Source organism: Castellaniella denitrificans (assembly GCF_027214045.1).
Classification (GTDB): Bacteria; Pseudomonadota; Gammaproteobacteria; order Burkholderiales; family Burkholderiaceae_B; genus Castellaniella; species Castellaniella denitrificans_A.
On record NZ_JAPWHE010000005.1, the window covers coordinates 136,431 to 155,849 of the forward strand.

Sequence of the window (19,419 nt, forward strand, 5' to 3'; positions counted from 1 at the left end):
GCTGCGCTCGGCCAGGTGCATCGCCTGGTCAGCATACGCCAAAAAAGCAGCAGGGCGTCGCCCTGGTGTGGCTGCGCAGGCCGGTCAGTCCGCCGGAGCGTGCCTGGCCTGTTGCCAGGCCAGCACGGCCCGGGTGGCCTGCGCCATGATGCGGTCGTGGCGTTCTTTCGGCCATGCCTGGCGCAGCGAGGCGAACAGACATTGTGTGCCGGATTGGGCCTGCTCATTGACGCCGGGGTCTTCCAGCAGGCGGATCTGGATGTGGGCCAGCGTATCGGCGACCAGGCGCCAGCCCAGTTCCGGCATGCCTTTATCCAGGGCCAGCAACTGGCTGCCCAACGTCTGGATGACGGGTTCGACCGATTCCAGGCTTTCGCCCGCCCCCATGGCGTGCCACAGGGCCAGGTGGATCTGGCGGCGCAGCGCGATCTTGAAGTCGATGGCGGCGGTTTCGACGGCGTTCAGTCTTTCGAATTGCTGTTGAAAGCGGGCTTCGCCCGCAGGGTCCAGGCCGGTGCGCAGGGCCCCGATCAGCGCGGTCAGCGGGGGGATCGCCTGAATGCCGAAAGCCTGACTGAAGGCCAGGCCCCATTGGTCCAGTCCAGCCAGCAGCAGCGCCATCCGCAGGGCGCGCGCTTCGGTGTCCGGGTCGGACCGGGTCCAGTCCAGGCACTGCGCGCGCAGCGTGTCCAGCGGGAACGGGGACGATTCCGCCGCCGCGTGACGAAAGGCGCGGGTGAAAGCGTCCCGGGCCAGGTCGGCGGCCTGAGCCTGGACCCCGGGCGGGGCCAGCGCGGCCAACGGGTCGTCGAGGTCCGTGTCCTGTCTGGTTGGTCTGGTCATTTAAATTCGGATGGATGGGCTTGTCAGGCAAGGCGCAAACCGCAGCGATCGCGGTGCTGTCGCGAGGACTCGCCACGCGGCATGGCGAGGCCAAACGCCGAAGGTAAAGATCGGTATCAGCCAGACAGGACACCATGCGGGCATCGGTCATGGCGCCCGCATTGTCTCATGGTTTGACGATGAGACCGTTGTGCACCTGGGTGACGCCCTTGACCGATCGGGCCAGCGCGCCCGCGCGGTCCTTCTCGTGCTGGGACTTGGCGAAACCCGACAGTTGCACGATGCCGCCGTCGATCGTCTTGACGCTGATGTTGGCAGCCGAGGTGTCGGGATCGTTGGCCAGCTTGGCCTTGACCTCCGCCGTGACGGCCGAGCCGTCGATGTACTGGCCGACGGTTTCCTGTTTCCGGGCCACGGAGCAGCCCGAGATCATGACGGTGGCCGCGCCGGCCATCACGGCGATGGCGATGATGCGAGTGACATTCGATTGCATGATGTGCGTCCTTGTGGAAAGGTCGGATGGGTGAGCGTGGGATGCGAAATCACATTAACACGGGGCGGGCGCGGACAGGTGTTCGGGTGTTTTCGATATTTCAAGTGGATACAAGGTGGCGGCATGCCCGTCATGAGATGTTCTATGCTGGAGCGGTCCATGCACATGAAAGGATCCCGGGATGAAACGACGGACGATTTTGTTCACTGCGATGGTTGCGGGCAGTGTCTGGGCGCTTGGCGTCCGGGCGGCGCCCCCGGAAGGCCGGGGACAAGGGCACGGCGGGCCTCATGGCAATGGCGGCGGATCCGGCAAGGGGGCCAATCCCGGCAAAGGCAATGCCGGCCAGGGCAATGCCGGCGGATCGCGCCGGCCGATGGACGACGACTCGCATGGCCGGCATCGTGAATACTTCGATGACCGCAGGGATGATCAGGGCCGGCTGCGCGATGGCGATGCGTATGCCGGGCTCGTCTATGCGGGAATCACCGCGGCGCTGGCCCGGCGTTATGCGCTCGATGCAGGCCTCGGGGGATATGAGGCGCTGCCGCCGGGGATCCGCAAGAACCTGGCGAGAGGCAAGCCGCTGCCGCCGGGCATCGCCAAGAAAATGGTGCCAGGCCCGCTGCTGGGCCGGCTCCCCCGGTACGATGGCTACGAATGGCGCGTGGCGGGCGCCGACCTGATCCTGATCTCGGTCGCGACCGCCGTGGTGGCGGACGTGTTGTACGACGTGTTCGATTGAGCAACGCGCGCGGGGCGCGCCATGACGCGCCTTTATTTCCGGCGTCCGTTGGACAAGGCCACGTAGATGCCGCTGGCGGCGATCATCAGCGCGCCGGCGTAGAACCAGCCATCGGGGATTTCATTCCAGAAAAACCAGCCGAGCAGCCCCGCCGAGATCAGGCCGAAATAATCGAACGGGGCCACGGCCGACGCGGGCGCGATACGGAACGCCTGGGTGATCAGTCCCAGTCCCGCCGTGCTGCAGAGGGCGATTCCGATGAAGCCGGGCAGGTGTGCCCAATCGATCGGTTTCCAGACGAAGGCCAGCGGCAGGCTGGCGAACACCAACTGCCCGAAGACGATGTAGAACATCGTCGTGATCATGCTTTCGCGTGCCCCGATGCGTTTTGCGCTGACCATCATGATGGCGTAGCCGAGCGCGGTCGCCAGCGGCAGTAGGGCGGCCCACTGGATGTTGCCGGGGCTGGGCCGGACGATGACCATGACGCCGGCCAATCCGGCGCATATGGCCATCCATCCGCCTTTCGAGACCTTTTCTCCGAGGAATACGACGGAAATGGCGGTCACGAACAGCGGCGCGCAGAACGCCACGGCGGTGTTCTCGGCCAGCGGAAGCATCGTCAGGCCCAGATAAAAGCAGAAAGCGGCGGCCACGTTCAGGGCGCCGCGCAGCAGATGCACGCCCAGGTGCCGGGTGCGCAGCGCCCTGTGTCCGCCCAGAAACAGCACCAGCGCGGTGACCAGGGGGAGGGCGATGAGCGCGCGCAGGAAAAGAATCTGGATGGGGGGATAGGAAGCGCCCAGCCACTTGGCCAGGCCATCGCTGAGGGTCAGGCTGAATATGCCGGCCAGAATGCAGCCGATGCCGGCCCGGATGCCGCTTTGAGGTGATGCCGCGGTGCTCATGGAACGCTGGTGGGGCCGAATGCAATGGAAAAGGCCTAGCGAGTGATCGCTAGGCCCTTGGTATTTTTGGTGGCGCATCCCTGATTCGAACAGGGGACCTGCGGATTATGATTCCGTCGCTCTAACCGGCTGAGCTAATGCGCCAAAGCACGCCATTATAGGGGCGGAATTTTTGGTGCGCAAGTCGCCCGGAATCTTTGTGTTGGTGCAACGTGAGCATGTCCGGTCTGTGCAAAGTAGAAATGTCCGCTTCAATGGGAAGGGCCAGACCATCGAAGCGGGCAGGGACGATGATCACGATGAGCCAGAAATGCGAAGGCCCCGCCTTTTGGCGGGGCCTTGCTGCCGCTGTGGGCAGCAGCACCGCATGGGAGCGGTGCAAAGTCAACGCCCTGAGGCGTGATGGACTACCGTCAGGTAGTGATTCCAGTATAGATCGCGCGGGAATCCAGACCATAGGTGAATTCCCTAGGAAATAGGCCAGGCCGGTTCGCGGCCCGTTTCATGCCGTGGCCTCCCCGGGTTGCTCGGTCGGATCCTGGTCCGGTGCGACGGCGGTGTCGGCGTGCCCGGACAGGGCCGCGCTCAGGCTGTACAGGGGCTCGAAGGATTCCGCCTGCGCCATGGGCCAGGCGGTGCGGAAGATCGTGTTGCGGAACCGGCCTTCCAGCAGTTCGCCCTTTTCCAGGTCGGGGAACAGCGCGGACAGGACGCGGACTTCGCCGTTGGCGATGCGTCGGGCGATGTGATGCGGCCGGAGCTGGTTGGGGTGGGTCAGGCCGGCCGCGCCCAGCAGTTCGCCCAAGGCCTTGAGAGTGTTGGCGTGGTAGTTGGCGACGCGTACGGACTTGTCGGCCACCACCAGGGCTTGCTGGCGCTTGGGATCCTGCGTGGTGACCCCCGTGGGGCAACGGCCGGTGTGGCAGGTCTGGGCCTGGATGCAGCCGATGGCGAACATGTAGGCCCGGGCACTGTTGCACCAGTCCGCGCCCAGTGCCATCAGGCGCGCCATGTCGAAGGCGCTGATGACCTTGCCCGAGGCGCCCAGCCGGATCTGTTCGCGCAGGCCGATGCCCACCAGCGTGTTGTGAACCAGACGCAGGCCTTCGCGCAGGGGCGTCCCGACGTGATCGACGAATTCGATGGGCGCGGCGCCGGTGCCGCCCTCGGCGCCATCGACCACGATGAAATCGGGCGTGATGCCGGTGGCGATCATGGCCTTGGCGATGGCGAACCATTCCCAGGGGTGGCCGATGCACAGCTTGAAGCCGACCGGCTTGCCGCCGGACAGTTCGCGCAGGCGGGCGATGAACCGCATCATCTCGACGGGCGTGCCGAAGGCGCTGTGGCTGGACGGGGACACGCAGTCCTGGCCGACCGGCACGCCGCGCGCGGCGGCGATTTCCGGCGTGACCTTGGGCGCCGGCAGGATGCCGCCATGGCCCGGCTTGGCCCCTTGGGACAGCTTGAGTTCGATCATGCGGATGTTGTCCCGCCGCGCCATGTCCGTGAAGCGCTCTTCCGAAAAACTGCCGTCCGGATTGCGGCAGCCGAAGTAGCCCGAGCCGATGTTCCAGATCAGGTCTCCGCCGTGTTCCAGGTGGTAGCGGCTGACACCGCCTTCGCCGGTGTCATGGGCGAAATGACCGATCGCCGCCCCCTTGTTCAGGGCCATGACGGCGTTGGCCGACAGCGCGCCGAAGCTCATGGCGGAGATGTTGAAGACCGACAGGTCCACGGGCCGGGTACAGTCCGGGCCGCCGACCGTGGTGCGGAAATCGCTGTCGGCCACATGGGTCGGCACCATGGCGTGGTTGATCCATTCGTAGTCGTTGCCGTAGACGTCGCCCTGGGTGCCGAAGGGTCGCTGGTCCATCTGCCGCTTGGCGCGCTGGTACACCAGGGACCGGTCCACGCGGGAAAACGGCAGTTTGAGCGTGTCGTCCTCGAAAAAATACTGTCGGACTTCCGGACGGATGAATTCGAACAGGAAGCGCAGGTTGCCGATCACCGGGTAGTTGCGGCGGATGGCGTGCCGGGTCTGGCGCAGATCGTAGACGCCCAGCAGGCTCAGGCCCAGGAACAGCAGGCAGGGCAGCCACCAGGCGGCGCTGAAGGACAAGGCCAACAGGGCGCACAGCGCGGTCAGCGCGATGACGGTGTGAAAGGCGGTGTGGCGGGTGAACAGTTGATGCATGAACGGGTTTCCGTGGAATCGGCGACCCGCTTACCTTAGCAGATGCGCGCGGTCGGCGGGCCGGCCGGTCCAGGAGATCCAGGCCAGTTGCGCCACCGCGTCCGGCCCGCACCGGACCAGGGCGTTCTGCCCGAAGCGGCGCGCCAGGCGCAGCCCTTCATCCAGCGGCAGCCCCGGGATCCACAGGCCGGGCTCGTCGGGCCACAGACCCCGGGGATCCAGGCCTCGCCCCGGCAGCCAGGCGAGGCCCTGCCGTGCGACCGACCGCCGCAGCGCGCGCAGACGGCGGTCATTGGCGGCGGGGCGCAGGCGGCGGCTGCGCGGGTTGCAAGCGGTCAGGAAGATGCCGCCCTGGGGAAACAAGACGCGCAGCGCCGGGTGCGCCTCGCCGATGCGCAGGACCAGCGGCGGTTCGGTGTCGATGCGGTAGTGCGCGGCCCGGTAGGCCGCTTCCAGGGGATGGCCGCCGGTCGTCATGGCGGTTCAGCCCGCCAGTGCCCGATGGCGGTGGCAGTCCGTGGTGTGATCCATCAGGCAACCGATGGCCTGCAGATAGGACTGGCAGATGGTCGGGCCGACAAAGGTGAAGCCGTGGCGCTTCAGCAGGCGGCTCAGCGCCTCGGCCTCGGGGCCGGCCACGGGCGCGTCTTCCTGAACGGCATAGTGGTGCACGACGGGCTGGCCGCCGACCACGGACCAGACCAGGCCGACTGGATCGGGCAGCGCCAGCCAGGCCCGGGCGTTGGCGCCGGCGGCGCGCAGTTTCAGCCGGTTGCGGATGATGGTGGCGTCTTGCATGCGGTCCTGGACCCAGGCCTCGTCGGTGCGCGCCAGGGCCAGTGGATCGAAGTCCAGCAGGGCGGCGCGCAGGGCCTCGCGCCGGCGCAGGATGGTGAGCCAGGACAGGCCCGCCTGGAAGCCTTCCAGGATGAGCATTTCAAACAGATGCCGGGGATCGCGCGAGGGCACACCCCATTCGGTGTCATGGTAGCGCACGTACAGCGGGTCATCGGTGCACCAGCGGCAGCGGACGAGGCCTGTCTCGATGGGAACCGCGGGAGCGGGCATCCGGGTCGTCATGGGTGTCCCGTCTGCGCGGGTTCAGCGGCGCCGGCCGCCGACCAGGGAGCCCAGCAGGCCGCGCACCAACTGGTTGGCGGCGTTGCGCACCATGCTCTTGGCGACCGATTGCACGACCCCGTCGCGACGGCCGCCGCGCGGCCCGGTGGACCCGAACAGAAAATCGCCCAGGACGCCGGCGATGCCTTTGTCCTGGGGGGCGGACGCCTCGGCGCCTGTCCCGTCCGAGGGTGCGGCGCTCCCCGGCTGGGCGCGCCGCAGCAGGATCTCGTAGGCGGATTCGCGGTCCAGGGCCTGGTCGTATTTTCCGGCCAGCATGGAAGCCGCCTGGATGGCCTGGCGTTCCGCCGCCGTGGCCGGCCCGATGCGGCTGCCGGGCGCGGCCATCCAGACGCGCTGCGTGGGCGTGGGCTGGCCCTTGGGGTCCAGCAGGGACACCAGGGCCTCGCCCACGGCCAGCTCGGTGATGGCGGCCTCGATGTCCAGTCCGGGATTGGGCCGCATGGTCTGCGCGGCGGTCTTGACGGCCTTCCGGTCGCGCGGGGTGTAGGCGCGCAGGGCATGTTGCACGCGGTGGCCGAGCTGGCCCAGCACGGTGTCGGGAATGTCGGCGGGGTTCTGGGTGACGAAATATACGCCCACGCCCTTGGAGCGGATCAGGCGCACGACCTGCTCGATCTTTTCCAGCAGGGCGGCGGGTGCGTCCTTGAACAGCAGGTGGGCCTCGTCGAAGAAGAACACCAGCTTGGGTTTTTCAAGGTCGCCGACTTCGGGGAGGCGCTCGTACAGGTCGGCCAGCATCCACAACAGGAAGACGGCGTAGAGGCGCGGGGACTGCATCAGCCGGTCGGCGGCGAGGATGTTGACCATGCCGCGTCCCTGGGCGTCGGCGCGCATCCAGTCGAAGACGTCCAGCATGGGTTCGCCGAAAAAGGTTTCGGCGCCCTCGGATTCCAGGCGCAGCAGGCTGCGCTGGATCGCGCCGATGGAGGCTGCGGAGACCTGGCCGTAGCGGGTGCGCAGTTCGGCGGCACGATCGGCCACGTGCTGCAGCATGGCGCGCAGATCCTTCAGGTCCAGGATCAGCAGGCCCTCGTCGTCGGCGACGCGGAAGGCCAGGGTCAGCACGCCTTCCTGGGTGTCGTTCAGGTCCAGCATGCGCGACAGCAGCAGCGGCCCCAGGTCGGACACCGTGGCGCGGACCGGATGGCCCTGCTCGCCGAAGATGTCCCAGAACGTGACCGGGCTGCCGCCCCAGACGGGTTCGGGCAGTCCCAGGTCGGCCAGCCGCCGGGCGAGCTTGGGCGACGCGGTCCCCGCCTGGGAAATCCCCGTCAGGTCGCCCTTGACGTCGGCCATGAAGACCGGTGTGCCGATGCGGGAGAACGATTCGGCCAGGACCTGCAGCGTGACGGTCTTGCCGGTGCCGGTGGCGCCGGTGATGCAGCCATGGCGGTTGGCCAGTTGCGGCAGCAGGGCGGCCTGGGCGTCGGCGTTGCGGGCGATGATCAGGGGATCGGCCATGGGGGCTCCGTGGAGGGGGACGGAATCAGGATACCCGAATGTGGGCGGGACCGGCTTCCAGGCGTCCGATGCGGGCGGCCTGCGCGAAACCGTCGGCGCGCAGCAGGGCGAGGACCTGGTCGGCGGCTTCAGGCGCGCAGGCGACCAGCAGGCCGCCGGAGGTTTGCGGGTCGGTCAGCAGGTCGCGGGCCTCGGCGGGCAGGGCGGCGTCCAACGTGGTTTCGGCGCCGCATGCGTCCCAGTTGCGCCCGGACGCGCCGGTGCGGATGCCTGCCCGGACCAGGTCGGGGGCGGGCGCCAGCCAGGGCAGGCCGGCATAGGACACCTCGGCGCGCAGACCCGAGCCCCGGCACATTTCCAGGGCGTGGCCCAGCAGGCCGAAGCCGGTCACGTCGGTCAGGGCGTGGACGGCGTCGAGTTCGGCCAGGCGCGCGCCCGGGGTGTTCAGCCGGGTGGCGCTATCGATCATGACGCGGTACCCCTCGGGGTCGAGCCGGTCCTTTTTCAGGGCGGCCGACAGGATGCCCACGCCCAGCGGTTTGCTCAGGATCAGGACGTCGCCCGCGCGGGCGCGGTCGTTGCGCTTGATGCGGTCCGGGTGCGCCAGGCCGATGACGGCCAGGCCGTAGATCGGCTCCACGGAATCGATCGAGTGGCCGCCCGCGATGGGGATGCCGGCCTGCTGGCAGACCGAGGCGCCGCCGGCCAGGATGGCGGCGATGGTGTCGTGCGGCAGAACGTTGATCGGCATGCCGACCAGTGCCAGCGCCAGGATCGGACGCCCGCCCATGGCGTACACGTCGGACAGGGCGTTGGTCGCGGCGATACGGCCGAAATCACGCGGGTCGTCGACGATGGGCATGAAAAAGTCGGTCGTGGCGATCAGCGCCTGCTCGTCGTTGAGGCGATAGACGGCGGCGTCGTCGGACGATTGCGTGCCCACCAGCAGGTCGGGGAAGGGGCCGGCGGGCAGGGCGTCGCGCATCAGGCGCGCCAGCACGTCCGGGGCGATCTTGCAGCCGCAGCCGCCGCCGTGGGACAGGGAGGTCAGGCGGGGGACAGGGGCGTCGGGAGCGTTCATGGGGTGAAAAATCCAAGGTGGGGTTCGGTCGGCGCAGGCGGTTTCAGGCCGGGACGCGCAATTGCGCAATCAGGGCGCGAGCCTGGGCGTGGCCATCGTCGGCGGTGGGGTCGTAGTCGAACGTCATGGCCTGGTCCAGGCCGGCGTAATGGGAGTCGCTGCTGCGGCGGTAGGCGGGGTCGTAATGGGTCTCCACCAGGGCCTGGAACAGTTCGGCGCGCCGGCCGGCGGCGATCAGGGCCTGCCAGTCGCGGATCGTCTGGCGGCTGTGCAGGCCGATCAGCCGTTCCAGGGTGCGGCCGAAATCGTCCGGCGCCTCGAACAGGTGGGCGTAGTCCTGCAGCAGGAACGCGATCCGTTGCGGCAGCGCGGCCCGCACGCGCACGCAGCGGCCCGCGTGCATGGCGCGCAGCAGGGTCTCGGGCAGGCTCAGCTGGCCGATGCGCCGGCTTTCGGCCTCGACGAAGACGGGCCGGGCCGGGTCCAGGGCCTCGATGGCCTGGAGCAGGGCGGACTCGAAGCCGCGCTGGCTGGGCTGCGGCCGGTCCGGCAGTGCGCCCAGCAGCGATCCGCGATGGCGCGCCAGGCCTTCCAGGTCCAGGATCTGGGCGCCGGCCGCGCCCAGCGACTGCAGCAGGCGGGTCTTGCCCGAGCCCGTGGGTCCAGTCAGCACGACGCAGTCCAGGCCGGCTGGGCGTTCGGCCAGGGTGTCGATCACGTGGCGGCGCCAGGTCTTGTAGCCGCCGTCCAGCTGGCGCGCTTTCCAGCCGATCAGGTTGAACCAGGCGGTCATGGAACCCGAGCGCTTGCCGCCGCGCCAGCAGTAGATCAACGGCCGCCAGCCGCGCGGGCGGTCGGCGAAGATCGTCTCCAGGTATTCGGCGATGTGGCGCGCGACCAGGGCGGCGCCCAGGCGCGTGGCCTTGAAGGGCGATTCCTGGGCGTACATCGTGCCGATCAGGACGCGCTCCTCGTTGCTGAGCACGGGGGCGTTCAGGGCGCCGGGGATGTGGTCGTCGGCGTATTCGGCCGGCGTGCGCACATCGACGATCTCGTCGAACTGGCCGAGGGCGTCCAGGCCGCAACGCTGCGAGCCCTGATGATGCGATGTGGGGTTCATGGCGGGGATTGTAAATCCGCCGGGGCGCGGATGCCCGATGCGCCGGATCCGTGGTGGGTGCTGAGGGGCTCGAACCCCCGACCTACGCCGTGTAAAGGCGCCGCTCTACCAACTGAGCTAAGCACCCGGATGCCGTCGCGCGCGGCCCCGGCGGTTCGCCAGGGCGCAGGGGCGCATTATATCGGGGCGCGCCGGGGGCGGCAAACCTCGACCGGCGCACGTCCGGCCCGGCCTGCCGGTCAGATCCCGCCGTTCTCCGGCGGAACAGGGACGTCCGGCTTGCGGTCGTGGCGCGGCGGGTCGATGCGTTCGATGTTGCCCAGCAGCAGCGCGCGTCCGGCGAAGGTGCCGCCGGCCGTCTCCAGGGCGAAGCGTTCGGTGTCCCGGCCGCGCACTTCGGCGTCAAGATCGTCGGCTTCCTGGTCCGTGGCGCCCAGGGCCAGGACCGCCTGGCGACCCATCAGCATCGCCGCCTCGAAGGTCTCGCGGATCACGTGGTCCGCGTCGAGCCGCACGAGTGCCAGCGCGTGTTCGCGGTCGAAGGCGCGCACGACCAGCCGGGTGCGGGGGCATTCGCGCCGCGCATTCTCGACGATGCGCGTGGCGGCGGCCTGGTCGTCCACGCAGACCAGAATGACGCGGGCATGCCGGGCGCCGGCGGCGCGCAGCACGTCGGCGCGGGCGCCGTCGCCGAAGTAGACCTTGAAGCCGTAGCGCGCGGCGTTGCGGACCACGTCGGGGTCATTGTCGATGATGGACAGCTCGGCACCCCGGGCCAGCGGTCCCTGGCTGGCGATCTGTCCCACGCGGCCGAAGCCGATGATGAGCACGTTGCCCCGCAGGTCCTGCGGGGCCTCGACGCCGTCCAGCGACGCGGCCTCGGCGCGCGCGTAGCGCTTGCGGGCCGCCACCACCAGCGGGGTGATGGCCATCGAGAGCACGATGATCGCCGTCATGTCGGCGTTGATCGAGGGGCTGATGACCTTGAGCCTGAGCGCCTCGGCGAACAGCACGAACGCGAATTCCCCGCCCTGCGCCATCAGGGTGGCGCGGTCGATTGCGTCGGCGCGGCTGCTGCCGGCGAGCCGCGCCACCCCGTAGATGCACAGCGCTTTCGCCAGCATCAGTGCGATCACGCCCAGTCCGATGAGCCGCCAGTCGCGCGCCACCACGTCCAGATCGAGCGCCATGCCCACGCCCAGGAAGAACAGCCCCAGCAGCAGGCCGCGAAAAGGCTCGATGTCGGCCTCCAGCTGATGGCGGAAAGACGATTCCGAGAGCAGCACGCCGGCGACGAACGCCCCCATGGCCATCGACAGGCCGCCCAGCTCCATCAGCAGTGCCGCGCCCAGCACCACCAGCAGCGCGGCGGCCGTCATCACCTCGCGCGCCTTGGCCTTGGCCAGCACGCGGAACAGGGGGTTGAGCAGCCACAGTCCCGCCGCCGCCAGCGCGCCCAGCGACAGCAGGCCGGTGCCGGCGCGCTGCCAGAGCGGCGCCGCAGCCGCGGGCGCGGCGTCGGCCGGCGCGAGGAAGGCCACCACCGCCAGCAGCGGCACGATCAGCAGATCCTCGAACAGGAGGATGGAGACGATGCGCTGGCCGCGCGGCGCCAGGATGTCGCCGCGTTCGGCGAGCACTTGCATGACGATGGCGGTGGAGGTCAGCACGAAGCCCGCGCCGCAGACGAACGCCACCTGCCAGGGAAAGCCGGATCCGACGCCCACCGCGGTGAGCAGCAGGGCGCACAGGGCGACCTGCAGGCTGCCGAGCCCGAAGATCTGCCCGCGCAGGTTCCACAGGTGGGACGGCTTCATCTCCAGTCCGATGATGAAGAGAAACATCACCACCCCGAGCTCGGCCACGTGGAGGATCGTCCGGGCGTCGGCCACCAGGCCCAGGCCGTAGGGGCCGATGGCCAGTCCCGCCGCCAGGTAGCCCAGCACCGAACCCAGGCCGATGCGCTTGAACAGCGGCACCGCCACGACGGCGGCTCCCAGCAGCGTGACCATGCCGATCAACTGGCTCGCATCCCCTTCGGTGGACATTCCGTGTCATTCCTTCATGGCGAGGGCCGGCCCCGACGGGCCAAACGAAAAAGGCCACCGGCGGTGCGGTGGCCTTTTGCGGGAAACGCCGGATTACTTGGCGTTCACGGCGTCTTTCAGGGCCTTGCCCGGGCGGAACTTCGGCACTCGGGCCTTCTTGATCTTGATTTCTTCGCCGGTGCGCGGGTTGCGGCCGGTGCGGGCGGCGCGCTCGGACACGGCGAAGGTGCCGAAGCCGACCAGGGTGACCGAGCCCTTCTTTTTCAGGGTGGTCTTCACGGCGCCCACAAAGGCTTCCAGGGCGCGGCCCACGTCAGCCTTGGAAAGATCGGTCTTGGAGGAAATATGCTCGATCAGCTCGGTCTTGTTCATTGATGAAATACCCCTGAGGTTTATTGTGGTCTGGCGGCCGATCCGCCAGACTGTTTGATGGATGATGGTCTGTCGCAGCCAGCCTGATCCGGTTTTACACACCCGCGAGAGGGCGGGATCCAGGCCGGTTCGAAGGCTAAGCCGTATTAAGCCTTCGAAAGGCCGGGAGTGTCAAGAACAAGTCACTGGAAACCCGCGTGTTTCCTGACGTCTGTTAAAAAACCCAACACTTGATCAGGGAATACCCCGAACCTGGAATCAGGCCCGGGCGGCGTCCAGTGCCTGGGCGAAATCGCCGATCAGGTCGGCTTCGTCCTCGATACCGACCGAGATGCGCAGGAACCCGTCCGGGATGCCCATCAGGGCGCGTCGTTGCGGCCCCATCTCGTAGTAGATGGTGTGGGCGGCGGGCAGCACCAGCGTGCGGTTGTCGCCCAGGTGGGTGGCCAGGGCGGCGACGCGCAGGCGGTTCAGGCAGTCGAAGACGTCCACCTGGTCGTGCAGTTCCACGCCGAGCAGGCCGCCGAAACGGCCGCCGAACCACTGCGCGGCGCGCGCATGCTGGGGATGACTGTCCAGGCCGGGGTAGCGGACCTTGCCGACCAGCGGATGTGTTTCCAGGAAACGCGCCAGCGCCAGCGCGTTGGCGCAGATGCGGTCCATGCGCAGCGCCATGGTCTCGGCGCCGGCCGCGATGCGGTGGGCCATGTCCGAGGACAGTGTGCCGCCCATGTCGCGCAGGCCTTTTTTCTTGATCTGCAGCAGGCCCCAGTTGCGCGGGTCGCCCTTGCGGTATTGTTCGTGGATGTGCGGGAAATCGGTCCAGTCGTACAGTCCGGTCTGCGTGACGGCGCCGCCCAGGGCGTTGCCGTGTCCGCCGATGTGCTTGGACAGGGAGTTGATCACCAGGGACGCGCCGAAATCCCGGCTCGGGGCCAGATAGGGCGAGGACAGGGTGCTGTCCACCACATAGACCAGTTTGCGCGCCCGGCACAGATCCCCGATCGCCTTGAGGTCGGCGATCTGGGTGCCGGGGTTGGCGATGGTCTCGACGAAGACCATGCGGGTGTTCGGCCGGATCGCCGCCTCGACCTGGGCGGCGTCGGTCGCGTCCACCAGGCTCAGTTCCACGCCGAAGTTCTCCAGCGTCATCAACAGGCTGTTGGTGTTGCCGAAGATGTACTGGCTGACGATGAGGTGGTCGCCCTGGCGCAGCAGGGCGAAGAAGGTGGCGTTCAGCGCCGCCATGCCTGTGGCGAAAGTCACCGTGGCCTGCGCGCGTTCCATGTCCGTGATCTTGGCTTCCAGCGAGGCCGTGGTCGGCGTGCCCTGGCGGGCGTAGGTGTAGCCGGCCTTGCCCTGGAATACCGCGGCGAGTTCGCGCGCGTCGGCGTAGGCGTACTCGGTGGACGGATGGATGGGCTGGTGGATGGCGCCATGCTCCAGATGGGCATGGTGGTCGGCGTGGACGAGCCGGGTGGTGAAGCCTTGGTCGGACATGGAAAGGCGGCGTGGTTGGGTTGAAAGAGATGGGGCGCGGCCCGCGAACGGCCGCGCCGGAACATTATGCGCTTTTTTGCCGCAGGGCCGCCCCCAAGGCGAAAAACGCCCCCCTTGGGGGGGCAGCAAGCAAGCGCCAGCTTGCGCGGCGTGGGGGGGCTTTTTTGCCGCAGGGCCGCCCCCAAGGCAATATCCGAGGCGATTCAGGCCGTCAGCCGCTGGCGCACGGTTTCGTACAGGCAGACCGCGCTCGCGACGCTGACGTTCAGGCTCTCGACCGAACCCCGCATGGGGATGGACACGAGCTCGTCGCAGGTCTCACGGGTCAGGCGGCGCATGCCTTCGCCTTCGGCGCCCATCACCCAGGCCATGGGCCGGCGCGCGTCGACCTGGTGCAGGCCGTGCGTCGCGGCATCGTCCGTGCCCACCAGCCAGACATCGCGCTCGCGCAGGGCGCGCAGGGCGCGCGCCAGGTTCGTGACGGTCAGGTAGGGCACGGTGTCGGCCGCGCCGCAGGCCACGCGCTGGACCGTCGTGTTCAGGCCGACGGCCCGGTCCTTCGGCGCGATGACGGCGTGCACGCCGGCGGCGTCGGCCGTGCGCAGACAGGCGCCCAGATTGTGCGGGTCGGTGACGCCGTCGAGCACCAGCAGCAGGGCCGGTTCGCCGCGATCCTCCAGTGCGTCCAGCACTTCGTCGACCGAAACGGCCAGCGGACGGGGGCGGGCCAGGGCCACGATGCCCTGGTGGCGCACACCGTGCGCCAGGCCCTCCAGTCGCTGGGTGTCGGCGGCGTGCCAGCGGACGTTCGCGGCCTCCAGTTGTTCGATGCAGCGCTGCATGCGGGCGTCCTGGCGCGTGGTGTCCAGGTAGACGTCGCGGATGGAGTCCGGGGCGTGGCGCAGGCGCGCCTGCACGGCGTGGAAGCCGGCCAGGATCTGTTGGGATGACATCGTGTGCCTATCAAGGATGAAGCGGGGCGGCCCGCCGCGCGAGGCGGCGGCCGCCTGGGATTGTAGTGCGGCGGGCGCCGCGCCGCGTACCGGCCGCGGCCGGGCGGGCGCCCGCCCGGCCGGATCAGGACCGCCGCTTGCGCGGAGTTTCCTGGCGTGCGGCGCGCTTGGCCTCGGCGCGGCGCTGGCGGGCCGTGGTGCCGCGCAAGGCGACCGGCTTGGCGCCCGCCGCCTTTTTGCGGGGGCGCGCGACGGGTCGGGGCTCGCCTTCGATTTCGGCCTGCAGGGATTTGAAGTCTTCTCCCTTGACCGGACGGAAATCGATGCGCCGGGCCTCCAGGTCCACGCGGGACACCTGCACCTGCAGGGCGTCGCCCAACTGGTAGCGCAGGCCGGTGCGCTCGCCGCGCAGTTCGTTCTGGGCCTCGATGTACTGGAAGTAGTCGCCGCCCAGCTCGGAGATGTGCACCAGCCCCTCGACATAGAGCGTGTCCAGCGTGACGAACACGCCGAAGCTGGTGACGCTGCTGATGCGGCCGCTGAAGACCTCGCCCACGTGCTCGCGCACGAACCAGCATTTCAGCCAGGCCTCGACGTCGCGCGAGGCCTCGTCGGCGCGCCGTTCGCGGGCGGACAGCAGCGTGCCCAGCGCTTCCCAGGCGTCGCGTTCGCGGATTTTCGCGGGCAGCGCGGGGTCGGCGGCCTGACCCGGCGGCGCCGTCGGCTGGTAGCGGCGCTTGTGCAGAATCCCCCGGATCACACGGTGCACCAGCAGGTCCGGATAACGCCGGATGGGCGAAGTGAAGTGCGCGTAATGTTCGTAGGCCAGGCCGAAGTGGCCGGTCTGCTCGGGGCTGTAGATGGCCTGCTGCATCGAGCGCAGGCACATCGTCTGGATCGATGCGAAGTCCGGCCGAGACCGGCTGGCCTGGATCAGGCGGGCGTAGTCGGCGGTCGAGGGGTCCTCGCCGCCGTCCAGCGTCAGGCCCAGGTGGCGCAGGAATTCGCGCAGCGTCTGCAGTTTTTCCGGCGTCGGCCCGTCATGCACGCGGAACAGCGCCTGGGCCTTGTTGCGCACGATGAAATCCGCCGCACAGGTGTTGGCCGCCAACATGCATTCTTCGATCAGGCGGTGGGCGTCGTTGCGCGCGTAGGGCTCGATGCGCTCGATGCGGCCCAGCGGGTTGCAGACGATGCGGGTCTCGATCGTGTCGAAGTCGATGGCGCCGCGCTTGCGCCGGGCCTGCTCGAAGGCCTGGAACAGGTCATAGGCCGTCTGCACGTGAGGCAGCAGATCGCCCAGATTCTGCGCCGCCGGACCGGTGGGCTGCTGCAGGGCCGCCCAGATGTCGGTGTAGGTGGTGCGGGCGTGGGAGTGGATGACGGCCTCGTAGAACTGGTAGGCCGCGACGGTGCCCGCTTTGGCGCCGCCCTCCGGGATCATCATGTCGCACATCATCACCAGGCGGTCCACGTGCGGGTTCAGCGAGCAGATGCCGTTGGACAGGGCCTCCGGCAGCATGGGGATGACTCGGCGCGGGAAATACACGCTGGTGCCCCGGTTCAGGGCGTCCTCGTCCAGCGACGAGTCGGCCCGCACGTAGTGGCTGACATCGGCGATGGCCACCAGCAGCCGCCAGCCGGGCCGCGCGCGCTTGGCCGTGCCCAGGTCGGCGGGCATACAGAACACCGCGTCGTCGAAGTCGCGCGCGTCCTCGCCGTCGATGGTGATGAAAGGCACGTCGCGCAGGTCGACCCGCCCGGCCCGTTCGTCGGCGCGCACATGGTCGGGGATCGATTCCAGCTGCCGGCGCGCGGCGTCGGAGAATTCCACCGGCACGTCGAACTTGCGCACGGCGATCTCGATCTCCATGCCGGGGTCGTCGATTTCGCCCAGGACTTCGGTGACGCGACCCAGGGGCTGGATGTGGCTGGCGGGCTGGCGCAGGATCTGCACCGTGACCACCTGGCCGGGTTCGGCGCCGCCCGTGTCCTGGGGCGCGATCAGGATGTCGTGCTTGATGCGCTGGTCCTCGGGCGCGACGATGAAGGCGCCGTGTTCCTTCAGAAAGCGACCGACCAGCTTCAGCGTGCGCCGTTCGACGACCTCGACGATGGTGCCTTCGGGACGGCCGCGGAATTCGCCGGATTCCCGCACCCGCACCCGGTCGCCATGCAGGACCTTGGCCATTTCGTGGGGCGAAAGGAACAGGTCCTGGCCGCCCTCGTCCGGGACCAGGAAGCCGAAGCCATCCCGATGGCCCTGGACGACGCCGGTGATGAAGTGCGTGTTGTTGCAGATTTGCAACCTTCCCTGGGGGTTGTAGCGGATCTGGCCGTCGCGCTCCATCGCTTTGAGACGGCGGATGAAGCCTGTGGACAGGGGGATCGTGGCGTGGGTGGCGTCGGCCAGCGCTTCCGGGGACAGGGGTTTGCCTGCCTGGCGCAGGGTGTCCAGCACTTGTTCGCGGGTGGGGACGTCGGGGTCGAAATCAGAGGGGAGACTGTTCGCTGGCGGGTTGGAAGCGTCGCGGTTATTGTCGTTGTTGGTTCGCTTTTTCAAAGGCTATTTGCATCCAAAAAAATTGTGTTGTATATTTCTGTCTTCGCTGAACGACGCGCCAAACAACGCAGCGGATCAGCGAAGACAATAGCATACACGTTATGCTGTGCCCAGGTGGCGGAATTGGTAGACGCGCATGGTTCAGGTCCATGTGCCGCAAGGTGTGGAGGTTCGAGTCCTCTCCTGGGCACCACTTCTCTTGATCGGGAAGTCCAATTCAGTACGATGTCCTCTGGCATCAAAAAGCGAAACCCGCATAGACCCAGTCTTGCGGGTTTTTGCTTTGCGCATGGCACATCGCGCGCCGCCCTGGCGCCCAGGCCCGCCAGCATCGTGCGTCTATTGACCTTGCCCCCATGTTAAGGATTACGCTGTAAAAGTCCATTCGGGTTTTGGCGTTCCTGCTGTGACGAATGCCCGGCCTGCAAGACACTGTCGCGGCTTGAACCCGGGGATTGCCGCGCCGATCAAATACCTTCTCAAGTAGCGAAGTCGGCCCCGGGTCTTGTTTGACAGTCGGGAGATATTCGATGAATACCAGGATGATAGTGATGGCGTCCTTTGCCGCGCTGGCGATGGGCGTGGGCGTGCCGGGTGTGGCGGCGGCGCATGGCCAGGACCAGGCGGGCGGCGCGGGCATGATGCGGGCGGGGCAGGGACCCGGCCCGATGGGGCAGAGGGGGGATATGGACGACATGATGGGTGTCCTGCCGGACGGTGTGGCCGCAGGCCCTCGTGGCGGCGGCATGCCGGGTGGCTACGGCATGCCGGGTGGCGGCAGGATGGGCTACGGCGTGCTTGGCGGCGGCATGATGGGCGCGTGCCCCGTGATGGCCGGCGCGGGACTGGATCCCGGGACAGCGATGCGGATGCGCGGCGAAATGATGCGGGCGATGGGGGATATCCTGGTCAAGTATGCCGACAAGATCCCGGCTTCGCCGCCCAAACCGTGACGGCGATCATGCACTGATCCCTGATCCCGCCCGGGGTGGCGGTTGCGAGTGTCGGTCAGACCGTTTCCGAAGTAGTACCATCGCAAGCTTGGACGCCGGTCGTCTGATCGGCGCGAAGGCCAAGCTTCCAGAGGACTTATGAACGATTCCACACCCCACCCCATTGCCCTCGTCACCGGGGCTTCCGCTGGTTTCGGTCGTGCGATCAGCGAGCGTTTCCTGCGGGACGGCTATCGGGTGATCGCCGCCGCGCGCCGGATGGAGCCGATGCGGGAACTGCAGCGCAAGTACGGCGACGCCGTGTTGCCGGTGTCCCTGGACGTCCGCGACGAACAGGCGGTCGTCTCCCTGAGGGAATCCCTGCCGCCGGCCTGGCGCGACATCGACGTGCTGGTCAACAACGCCGGCCTGGCCATGGGCAAGGAAAAGGCCCATGAGGCCGATTTCCAGGACTGGCGGACCATGATCGACACCAATGTCACCGGCTTGGCGCTGGTGACGCACGCCTTCCTGCCGGGCATGGTCGCCAGGAAGCGCGGGCTGGTGATCAACATCGGCTCGGTGGCCGGCAAATATCCTTATCCGGGCGGCAACGTCTATGGCGCCACCAAGGCCTTCGTGGCGCAATTCAGCCGCAACCTGCGCGCGGATCTGATCGGCACGGGCGTGCGGGTGACGGACGTGCAGCCGGGGCTGGTCGGCGAGACCGAGTTTTCGCTGGTCCGCTACAAGGGCGACAAAGAACGGACGGCGGCGATGTACGCCGGCGCTCACCCGCTGCGTCCGGAAGACATCGCGGAAACGGTCGCCTGGGTGGCGTCCCTGCCGCCGCATGTCAATGTGAACGCGATCGAGGTGATGCCGACTTCGCAATCGTTCGCCGCCTTGACCGTGACCCGGGACGAATGAACACCTGGATTCCGGGCGTGTCCATGCGCCGGAATCCAAGTGATACTTTGATACATTCATGTGCTATTCTGAAACTCTCCATCATTTGTGGGGAAGATCAGGGTGCGATGCTTGGTCACGAACGGGGATG

General features: G+C 68.0%; 17 protein-coding genes and 3 tRNA genes. 4 read left to right on the plus strand and 16 right to left on the minus strand.

The genetic code is table 11. The features are described 5' to 3' along the window. Positions 1-84: 84 nt before the first annotated feature. Both O4H32_RS09090 and O4H32_RS09095 read right to left on the minus strand, forming a co-directional pair. Positions 85-843, minus strand: coding sequence for a hypothetical protein (locus O4H32_RS09090; RefSeq protein ID WP_269358441.1), 759 nt, complete (start codon positions 841-843; stop codon positions 85-87). Positions 844-1,009: 166 nt separating this feature from the next. Then, the gene (locus O4H32_RS09095) at positions 1,010-1,336 is read right to left on the minus strand and encodes a BON domain-containing protein (RefSeq protein ID WP_269358443.1); all 327 of its coding nucleotides are present in this window, start codon (positions 1,334-1,336) and stop codon (positions 1,010-1,012) included. 181 nt (positions 1,337-1,517) lie between these two features. Between O4H32_RS09095 and O4H32_RS09100 the strand changes: the two genes are divergently transcribed. After that, the gene (locus O4H32_RS09100) at positions 1,518-2,081 is read left to right on the plus strand and encodes an anti-virulence regulator CigR family protein (RefSeq protein ID WP_269358445.1); all 564 of its coding nucleotides are present in this window, start codon (positions 1,518-1,520) and stop codon (positions 2,079-2,081) included. 32 nt (positions 2,082-2,113) lie between these two features. Here the strand turns inward: O4H32_RS09100 and O4H32_RS09105 are convergent, their stop codons facing one another. From O4H32_RS09105 to rnr, 14 genes are all read right to left on the minus strand, one after another. Beyond that, a complete protein-coding gene (locus O4H32_RS09105) occupies positions 2,114-2,989 on the minus strand; it encodes a DMT family transporter (protein ID WP_269358447.1) in 876 nt (291 codons plus the stop codon). Between the two features lie 67 nt (positions 2,990-3,056). Beyond that, a tRNA-Met gene (locus tag O4H32_RS09110) sits at positions 3,057-3,133 on the minus strand. A gap of 358 nt (positions 3,134-3,491) precedes the next feature. Beyond that, a complete protein-coding gene (locus O4H32_RS09115; protein ID WP_269358449.1) occupies positions 3,492-5,186 on the minus strand; it encodes an FMN-binding glutamate synthase family protein in 1,695 nt (564 codons plus the stop codon). A gap of 30 nt (positions 5,187-5,216) precedes the next feature. Continuing rightward, complete coding sequence (locus tag O4H32_RS09120) at positions 5,217-5,663, minus strand: DUF3293 domain-containing protein (protein ID WP_269358451.1); 447 nt, start codon at positions 5,661-5,663, stop codon at positions 5,217-5,219. A 6-nt stretch (positions 5,664-5,669) separates the two neighbouring features. After that, on the minus strand, positions 5,670-6,266 hold the full coding sequence (locus O4H32_RS09125) for a DNA-3-methyladenine glycosylase I (protein WP_269358453.1): 597 nt from the start codon (positions 6,264-6,266) through the stop codon (positions 5,670-5,672). Positions 6,267-6,287: 21 nt separating this feature from the next. Then, complete coding sequence (locus O4H32_RS09130; RefSeq protein ID WP_269358454.1) at positions 6,288-7,790, minus strand: helicase HerA-like C-terminal domain-containing protein; 1,503 nt, start codon at positions 7,788-7,790, stop codon at positions 6,288-6,290. A gap of 25 nt (positions 7,791-7,815) precedes the next feature. Beyond that, positions 7,816-8,871 (minus strand): selenide, water dikinase SelD, encoded by a 1,056-nt coding sequence (gene selD / locus O4H32_RS09135; protein WP_269358456.1) that lies wholly within the window; start codon positions 8,869-8,871, stop codon positions 7,816-7,818. 43 nt (positions 8,872-8,914) lie between these two features. Then, entirely contained in the window at positions 8,915-9,991 is a 1,077-nt protein-coding gene (mnmH, locus tag O4H32_RS09140) for a tRNA 2-selenouridine(34) synthase MnmH (protein ID WP_269358457.1), read from the minus strand. A gap of 51 nt (positions 9,992-10,042) precedes the next feature. Further along, positions 10,043-10,118: transfer RNA gene (locus O4H32_RS09145), tRNA-Val, on the minus strand. A 112-nt stretch (positions 10,119-10,230) separates the two neighbouring features. Beyond that, positions 10,231-12,039 (minus strand): monovalent cation:proton antiporter-2 (CPA2) family protein, encoded by a 1,809-nt coding sequence (locus O4H32_RS09150; RefSeq protein WP_269358459.1) that lies wholly within the window; start codon positions 12,037-12,039, stop codon positions 10,231-10,233. 93 nt (positions 12,040-12,132) lie between these two features. Further along, positions 12,133-12,411 carry an HU family DNA-binding protein gene (locus O4H32_RS09155; protein ID WP_043681629.1) on the minus strand — a complete coding sequence of 93 codons (279 nt, stop codon included), beginning with the start codon at positions 12,409-12,411 and terminating at the stop codon, positions 12,133-12,135. 258 nt (positions 12,412-12,669) lie between these two features. Then, a complete protein-coding gene (locus tag O4H32_RS09160) occupies positions 12,670-13,911 on the minus strand; it encodes a cystathionine gamma-synthase family protein (protein WP_269358462.1) in 1,242 nt (413 codons plus the stop codon). Positions 13,912-14,114: 203 nt separating this feature from the next. Then, positions 14,115-14,864, minus strand: coding sequence for a 23S rRNA (guanosine(2251)-2'-O)-methyltransferase RlmB (rlmB, locus tag O4H32_RS09165; protein WP_269358464.1), 750 nt, complete (start codon positions 14,862-14,864; stop codon positions 14,115-14,117). Between the two features lie 124 nt (positions 14,865-14,988). Continuing rightward, the gene (gene rnr, locus O4H32_RS09170; protein ID WP_269358466.1) at positions 14,989-17,427 is read right to left on the minus strand and encodes a ribonuclease R; all 2,439 of its coding nucleotides are present in this window, start codon (positions 17,425-17,427) and stop codon (positions 14,989-14,991) included. 108 nt (positions 17,428-17,535) lie between these two features. Here rnr and O4H32_RS09175 point away from each other — a divergent pair. The 3 genes from O4H32_RS09175 to O4H32_RS09185 all read left to right on the plus strand — a co-directional run bounded on the left by O4H32_RS09175 (position 17,536) and on the right by O4H32_RS09185 (position 19,289). Then, positions 17,536-17,620 (plus strand) — tRNA-Leu (locus O4H32_RS09175). Positions 17,621-17,978: 358 nt separating this feature from the next. Continuing rightward, positions 17,979-18,380 carry a hypothetical protein gene (locus O4H32_RS09180; protein ID WP_269358468.1) on the plus strand — a complete coding sequence of 134 codons (402 nt, stop codon included), beginning with the start codon at positions 17,979-17,981 and terminating at the stop codon, positions 18,378-18,380. 138 nt (positions 18,381-18,518) lie between these two features. After that, positions 18,519-19,289 carry an SDR family NAD(P)-dependent oxidoreductase gene (locus O4H32_RS09185; protein WP_269358470.1) on the plus strand — a complete coding sequence of 257 codons (771 nt, stop codon included), beginning with the start codon at positions 18,519-18,521 and terminating at the stop codon, positions 19,287-19,289. Positions 19,290-19,419: the final 130 nt, after the last annotated feature.